The organism is Peribacillus psychrosaccharolyticus ATCC 23296 (genome assembly GCF_000305495.1).
Lineage (GTDB): Bacteria > Bacillota > Bacilli > Bacillales > DSM-1321 > Peribacillus > Peribacillus psychrosaccharolyticus.
The window spans coordinates 1-7325 of the sequence record NZ_AJTN02000052.1 but is presented as its reverse complement, the minus strand read 5'-3'; the positions used below and the strand labels follow the sequence as shown (position 1 = coordinate 7325).

Sequence of the window (7325 nt, the reverse complement as noted above, 5' to 3'; positions counted from 1 at the left end):
CAGCAGGAGGCATAGCTAATGCTTCAAACTCCATATGAGCAAATCCTTTACCACTGAAGTTAGCGTTTCTACCCATATAAGTTCCAGGAACGTCTGCCGCTAAATGCAGGGTATTAACCATGTCACTCATTGCATACTTTTGACCTCCAAGTTGTGGAATCCATAGACTTGAAATAGGGCCATACGAGTATAATTTGAATTCAAGTGGTCGATCTGTTGGGATGTTCAAATAGTTAACCGTTTCTATATCCTCTTCTGGATAGCTAAAGTGCCATTTAAAATTAGATGAAACGGCATAAATAGTTAGTTTATCTTCAGTATAACCAGTTTGTTCATTCTCGACTTTATCAAGCGATCCAACTGTTATCCAACCAAGGCAGGCAACAATAATGATTGGAATACCAATCCATAGCGCCTCAAGATATTTATTTCCTTCAATATGCGGTGGTTCGTAGTCCGCACTAGATTTAGAAGCACGATATTTAGTAAGCATGAATGCATATAAAACAATTACAACTAATACAACTCCGGCCATTGTCAACATAGACAACTTAATAACACTTGATTGCTCTTCAGCAACCGGGCCTTTTGGATCAAGAACGAGTAACGGATTATCACACCCCGTTAACACGGTGACAATAGTGAAAATTAAAAACAGTAAAATTCCCTTTAGTTTCATTTTGTACTCCTTTCCCCTCGAAAATAAAATTATAACTTGCAGTTTCACTGCAAGTGTTAATATATTCACAAACTCACGATTCTATCTTAGTATTATAAAAGAGAAAATACAATGGATTAAGATTTATGTCACAAAATGTTCATTAAAATTCAATCAAATAATGGAAGCGAGTACTTTAAATTGGATTAATCGTAAAAGATGAATTACTATTGTTCAAGTTTGTTCATTTCTTAACTTTCGTTATCTCTCTTCAATATTCGCTAAAATTGTTTTTTCAACATAATAAATTTGATCAAAAATAAAAAGAAGCAGGCATCCTATTGAGGACCTGCTTCTTTCTATTCTCTCCATTGTTTTTGCACTTGCTCAAAAGCTCTGTTATAGATTTCTTCTTCTGCATCTTCACGATGTGCAAGAACATTGGTTTGATAAAGCTTACCTTGATAATTAACACGTACTGTAAATTGAACCATGATATCACTTCCTTATAATAGACTCTAGTATTTATATACCATCCATTTCTGAAAAATAAACTTGGTAATAAATGTTTTATTACGATTGCAATCGACCTTATTGGGTTTTTTTGAATATTTGTAAATATATTACACTATTCATTTCGAAACAACAAGCTTTTTTTAATTGGCAAATGTTGTGGTTCTGTTCAAGGACAGAAAAAAAAACTGTCACTTACCTGCCCCCAATTCGGATAAGGTGAATGACAGCTTACGTACGGATGTTATGATTTACCTAACTTGATTTTTATCGTTTTGTTATCGTCACCACGATACACGGTAAAGCTCATTTCTTGACCGACTTTTCCATTTTTATATAAATATTTTCTTAATTCTGATGTAGTTGTGATTTTCGTACCATTAATTTCTGTAATGATGTCCTTTTGCATAAGTCCGCCCTCTGCTGCTGGTGAGCCGTTCTCAACACTTGTGACCATAACGCCTTCTGCGGCTGCTTGATTAATTGACTGCTGATAGTTTTGAGGAAGTTCGCCGACATTTCCAAGGCTGACCCCTAAATATGGCCTAGTGACCTTTCCATCCTTAATAATTTCTTCAACGATTGGGAGTAAATCATTACTTGGAATCGCAAAACCAAGTCCCTCAACACCATCTTCAGATATTTTCAAGCTGTTAATACCAATAACATCACCTTGCGCGTTAATCAGTGCTCCTCCGCTGTTCCCTGGATTAATCGCTGCATCTGTCTGAATAACATCTAAATTCCATTCACCTGCTGATGTCGTGACATCTATTGAACGGCCAGTTGCACTAACAATCCCCTGTGTTACTGTACGTGATAAATCTAGACCAAGCGGATTACCTATCGCAATAACGGAGTCCCCTGTACGAATCGCATCAGAATTTCCAAAACTAATTTTATCAGGTGCCTTAGAAGCATCAATCGAAATAACCGCAAGATCCGTTAACGCATCTGAACCAACAACCTCTGCCGCTGTCTTTACGCCGTCATCGAGAGAAACCTCAACCTTACTCGCATTCTCTATCACGTGATTATTTGTGATAATATACGCTTTATTTCCTACCTTTTTGTACATAACCCCTGAACCTGTTCCACTCTCTACCTCTGATGAACTGTCACTTGAGCTGGAATTTGGAAACATCCCACCGCTGTATGAGCTTTGCTGCTGTTGATAATTAATTACTCCAACAATCGAATTAGACGCTTTTTCAACCATATCTGCTATACCAGAGTTATCATTACTATATGAAGTTTTTTTTACAGGCAGCAAAGCAGAATCATTTTTCCCTTCTATAAGTGCAGCACCCTGCGTATCATTCTGAGACGTTTGATTAAAATCCATATAATCAGCCCCAAAAACAAATACTGAACAAGTTAACAATGAACCGACAATTCCCGATGTGAGCGATGAAAACCAGATAGACTTCCTCTTTTGTTCTTTCCGAGTCGTTTGAGTAACCTCAGGAGTCTGTTCAATTCTTTCTGTTTCAATGTTGTTTTCCATATCTTTTCACACCTCATTTTTATTTTTTGGTTATCTTGGTATCATCATAACCATCAATTATTAAAAATTTATTAACAATTCATGAAACCCGAATGAAATGATGTAAAAAAAATAAGACATTGGCTTTTAAAAGCCAAGTCTTATCCTTCACTAATCTAATAGAGGTAAGTAAATTGTAAATATTGTCCCTTTTCCTTTTATACTAGATACTTCTATCCTTCCCCCATGCAGTTCAACTAATTTTTTTACAATTGACAACCCAAGTCCAAATTCCCCATATGGATTATTTGTCCGAGAAAGATCAGCTTTATAAAATCGACGCCAGATTGTTTGGATATCATCCGGATCAATGCCAATTCCTGAATCTTCAATTTCAATAATCGTTTCCTTATTACTCTCTCTTCCTCTGAGCCAAATGGTTCCATTATCCGTAAATTGTATGCTGTTTTTAGTAATATTAATCAAGATTTGAATCAACCTGTCGTAATCCGCATACACGAGTACTTCTTCAGCAGCTTCGACAAGTATTTCGTTTTGTTTATTCGCTGCCTGAATGTTGAGATGTTCTTTTATCACTTCCATCAACTCGTGCAGCTGTATTGATTCTTTAATCAGTTTTATTTGATTAGAACGAACTTTTTCATAATCTAAGTTTTCATTAACTAAGCGAATCAGCCGTTTTGCTTCCTGACTCGCAAGGTTAACACCCTTCAGTTTCTCTTTTTCGGGAATCATGTCATCTCTTAAGCCTTCAAGCATCCCGCTGATTGTGGTCAAAGGTGTCCTTAGTTCATGAGAAACATCCGCCATAAACTGCCGTCTTCTGCTCTCTAAATTTTCAATTTCTTCATTAGAAGCTTTCAACTTTCCTGCCATCTCATTAAAATCATTTCCAAGATCACCGATTTCATCAAAATTAGCTGATGGGACATGAACATTATAATTCCCACTCGCAATCATCGAGGCGGCATCACGAATCCGTTGAATTCGTTTGACGTGCACCCTTGAGAGCAGCCAGCTTAATAGGAAGGAGATCGTGAGAGCAATTAGTACAGTAATAACAAGATACTGGTTAATTTCGCTGATCATTTCTCTTGAACCGCTGACTGGGGCAATTAGTAAGATTCCACCGACCAGTGTCCCTGCTTGGATATAAGGAAGGACAACGAGTGAAACTTCCTGTTCAAAGCGTTTACTTTCTTGACGGATAATGACTGTGTCACCCCGTGCTAATTTCTCCCACTCTTGATTGCTTGGCTCAAAACGCGACAAACGACCTGAATAAGGATAAACAATGTCGCGATTCTGATCAAACACACTAAAAAAGATATCCCGATCATCAAGAACAGAAGCATACTGATTAAGTACTGTAGATTGACCTCTTGGATTATTTTCAAACTCCGTTAAGATTTCTTCGCCATATGTAATCAGTTCATTCGTTGTATTTTCATAAACAAGCTGTTCAACGTATTTCGCAAACAGCAAACTTAAAATAAGAAAAGCGACAATCAAGATAATAATATTACTTCCCAGCAGTTGATAAAGATATTTAATTCTCATACCCCGCTCCACTTTCATCGAATTTATACCCGACACCCCAAACCGTATGAAGCATAGGACGTGCCGGTGATCCTATTTTATTTCGCAGCCTTTTTATATGAACATCCACGGTCCGTTCATCACCATAAAATTGATAACCCCATACACGCTCCAGCAGCTGGTCTCGCGAAAACACTTGCCGAGGTGACTGTACAAAATACGAAAGCAAATCAAATTCTTTTGGTGTCAAATTTGTAATTGGCTTATCATCTAGGAAGACTTCTCTTGTATCTTTATTAATCCTTAGATACTTCGTTTCAAGCATATGTTGTTCCTTTTGCTCCGCACTCCCACTTTGATATCTCCTTGTTACTGCCTTAATCCTCGCCATTAACGCCAACGGACTAAACGGCTTCGTTACATAATCATCTGCCCCCAGTTCCAGACCCAGCACCTGATCAGATTCGCTGTCTTTTGCCGTCAACATTATGATTGGAATGGTATCCTTTGCACTCCTTATTTTCCGACAAATAGCTACTCCATCCATCCCCGGCAGCATCCAATCAAGAATCAGCACATCCCATTTTCCTGAAAGATACCGATTGTAACCATCAAGCCCATTCATTACGAATTCGCCAGTAATCCCTTCTTTTGCAAAAAACATCTCCAGCATCGAACAGACACTTTCATTATCTTCTATTACAAGGATCTTCATTTGCTCAAATCTCCTTCAACAATCGTTATTACCTTTAAAATTACGGGTATTTAGCAATATTTACAACTTTTATACCATAAGTATGCGAAAAAGATGCTTTCATAAAAACAGCTGTACCTCATAATTACAAGCTATTACTATTTGCTGCTCGTTTTATAAACGCTAAGGTTTCACTAATAATAATTCCTTGATCATTATCCAGCGTCGCCACATGGTAACTGTTTTTAAGCGTAATTATTTTTTTATCATTTGCACTGATTCTATCATAAATAATTTGTGTATTATTTGGAGGTACTACATGGTCTTCTATTGAAACAAATAGTAAGACAGGGCAACTAACCTTGTTTAACTTTCTGCTGACTGCGTCCGTTAACTTTATCAGTTCCTTTATTGAACGAACCGGCGTTTTCATATAAGCCAGCTCCTGATTGCCAACCAGTTTAATATCAGAGCCAATTGCATTGAGAAAACGTGTATCGGTTATATGCTGAGCCATTTCCAATTGCGGCAGCTCCACCGCCGCATTAATAAGGACAATTCCTTTAATATCTGAATACTTTTCAGCCAAGTAGAGTGTGAGTGTCCCTCCCATCGAGAGACCCGTCAAGAAGATGGTCTCACAGCGATCCTTCAGCCAAACTAATCCTTCCTCAACCGACGCCATCCAATCTTCCATCTTTGTCCGTTCCATTTCTTCATAATGAGTGCCATGCCCCTTAAGACGCGGCCCGCAGACAAGTATAGCCAGCCTTAGCATACGCTTCACCAAGCGGCTTCATACTCTGTGTTGTTCCGGTAAAGCCATGACATAGTAAAACGCCGATATCATTACCTTCGAAAAAGAAAGGCTCAGCACCATCCAGTACAAGATACTCTTCCGTCATCAACAACTCCCCCATTCTTAAATCACATATAAATCACATTCGCTCTCCAGAATGGAATTCCTGCTTAATATTGGGTTGGGGGGAAAACTTGTTATTCCCGTCTGGAAGACCGTTATTCCCGTCTGAAGCCTTTTATCAGTTGAAAATTACCCCTGTGGGTATAATTGTTTTTTCCAAAATGACTCTCTTCTCTTTTCAGAGCAAAATCCGGCGAGGAAACTTCACATCTGAACCCACTCACCAGCCAAAATGTGATTCCGTGCATAAAAAAAAGAGCTCCGAAAAGCTCCTTTGCTACATTAAATCTTCAACTTCTTTTGTTTTGGGGTTAACGCTGTACCAGCCCCATGTGGCAGTATGGCCTTCTTTTGTTTCTGCGTTGTCTATGACAATTTCGTAAACTTGAAAAATATAATTGCCTTTTTCATCTTCTCGATCAAATTGTATCGTTAAATTTGATGAGTCGTTCATCTTAATAAATTCGGCAACTAATTCTTTGCCTTCTTCTTTGGTTAATTCCGTGGACTCATTGGTTTCTTTAGTTTCAGATTGTTTGTCCGTTTCTTCAGGTTTCTCCGTTTCAGAAGTGTTTCCTGTTTGATCCTCGCTTTGTACCGTTTTATCAATCAGTTTTTTTGCTTCACTCTTAAGCTTACTTGTCGATGGCTGATTTGATTCAGTCACTTCTCGGAAAAGGCTGTGTGCCTCTTTATATTGTTTTTGCGAAAGCAAAACTTTTCCTTCTTCTAGTTTTAATGTCATTTCTTCACTTTCTTTTATGGCTTTACTTACTTCCTTCTTCAGCTCTTTCGCTTGTTTATGAACGTCTTTCCCCTCAGACTCACTCGTTTTATACTTGATTACTTTATCTAATAAAGTAAGAGCAGTTGGATAATCTGACGTTTCATAGGCGGTCATTGCTTTACTCATAGCTGCTGACATGTTACGAAGATCTTTTGCTTCAGCGGAATCATTATCTTGATAAGCCTTATCGAATGCTTCAGAAGCTTCTAAATAATGTTGTTTCTTTAATTCATTCCTGCCTAACTCCATGTTCGTCTCATAGGCACGTGTTGTACAACCCGCTAACAGACTTAAAGCAAGTAGAAATAATAGAGCTTTTTTTCGCATGGTATCCTCTCCAATCCTCTTTCTAATTGGTTCATTATACCATTATAATAGTTTCCTTTTCAGTGAATAGGGTTAAAACATTCAAAATTGTGGTAAAAGAATAGTACTAAAGAAAATGAGGAGATGGACATGATGAATTCCGAAAAACAAGCCTATTTCGTTGATCTCGTAAGTGGAGATATTCTTGAAAAGCCGCTGATTGAAGAAAATCCAAACTTTAGAATATACGCAACTGAAGAGGAATTAGCTGATTTGAAATTACAACTTGAAAAAAGTCATACGGCAGACTTACAAGCACACATCCGATCACTTATTCCCTATGTTCCTTATCACAAAGATAAACCAAATGATCAGTACGATGCGTCTCTAAAACACATT

The 7325-nt window shown here is 37.8% G+C and carries 7 protein-coding genes and 1 pseudogene; 1 reads left to right on the top strand and 7 read right to left on the bottom strand.

Going from position 1 to position 7325, the window contains the following annotated elements; all coding sequences use genetic code 11:
- From qoxA to WYK_RS05060, 7 genes and pseudogenes are all read right to left on the bottom strand, one after another.
- Positions 1–679: cytochrome aa3 quinol oxidase subunit II (gene qoxA, locus WYK_RS05090; RefSeq protein ID WP_040373507.1), on the bottom strand; the 679-nt coding region annotated here is incomplete at its 3' end.
- Positions 680–1017: 338 nt separating this feature from the next.
- Positions 1018–1152: a BA3454 family stress response protein gene (locus WYK_RS05085; protein ID WP_040373506.1), complete on the bottom strand. Its 135-nt coding sequence runs from the start codon at positions 1150–1152 to the stop codon at positions 1018–1020.
- A gap of 263 nt (positions 1153–1415) precedes the next feature.
- A complete protein-coding gene (locus WYK_RS05080) occupies positions 1416–2678 on the bottom strand; it encodes a S1C family serine protease (protein WP_051387315.1) in 1263 nt (420 codons plus the stop codon).
- Between the two features lie 150 nt (positions 2679–2828).
- Positions 2829–4238, bottom strand: coding sequence for a sensor histidine kinase (locus tag WYK_RS05075; RefSeq protein WP_040373505.1), 1410 nt, complete (start codon positions 4236–4238; stop codon positions 2829–2831).
- A complete protein-coding gene (locus WYK_RS05070; protein WP_040373504.1) occupies positions 4228–4932 on the bottom strand; it encodes a response regulator transcription factor in 705 nt (234 codons plus the stop codon). The genes WYK_RS05075 and WYK_RS05070 overlap by 11 nt, the downstream gene beginning before the upstream one ends.
- A gap of 124 nt (positions 4933–5056) precedes the next feature.
- Positions 5057–5816: pseudogene (locus WYK_RS05065) on the bottom strand (alpha/beta hydrolase).
- Positions 5817–6110: 294 nt separating this feature from the next.
- Positions 6111–6947 (bottom strand): tetratricopeptide repeat protein, encoded by an 837-nt coding sequence (locus WYK_RS05060; protein ID WP_040373503.1) that lies wholly within the window; start codon positions 6945–6947, stop codon positions 6111–6113.
- A gap of 129 nt (positions 6948–7076) precedes the next feature.
- On the opposite strand from WYK_RS05060, the gene WYK_RS05055 reads away from it, so the two are divergent.
- Positions 7077–7325: hypothetical protein (locus WYK_RS05055; protein ID WP_152526411.1), on the top strand; the 249-nt coding region annotated here is incomplete at its 3' end.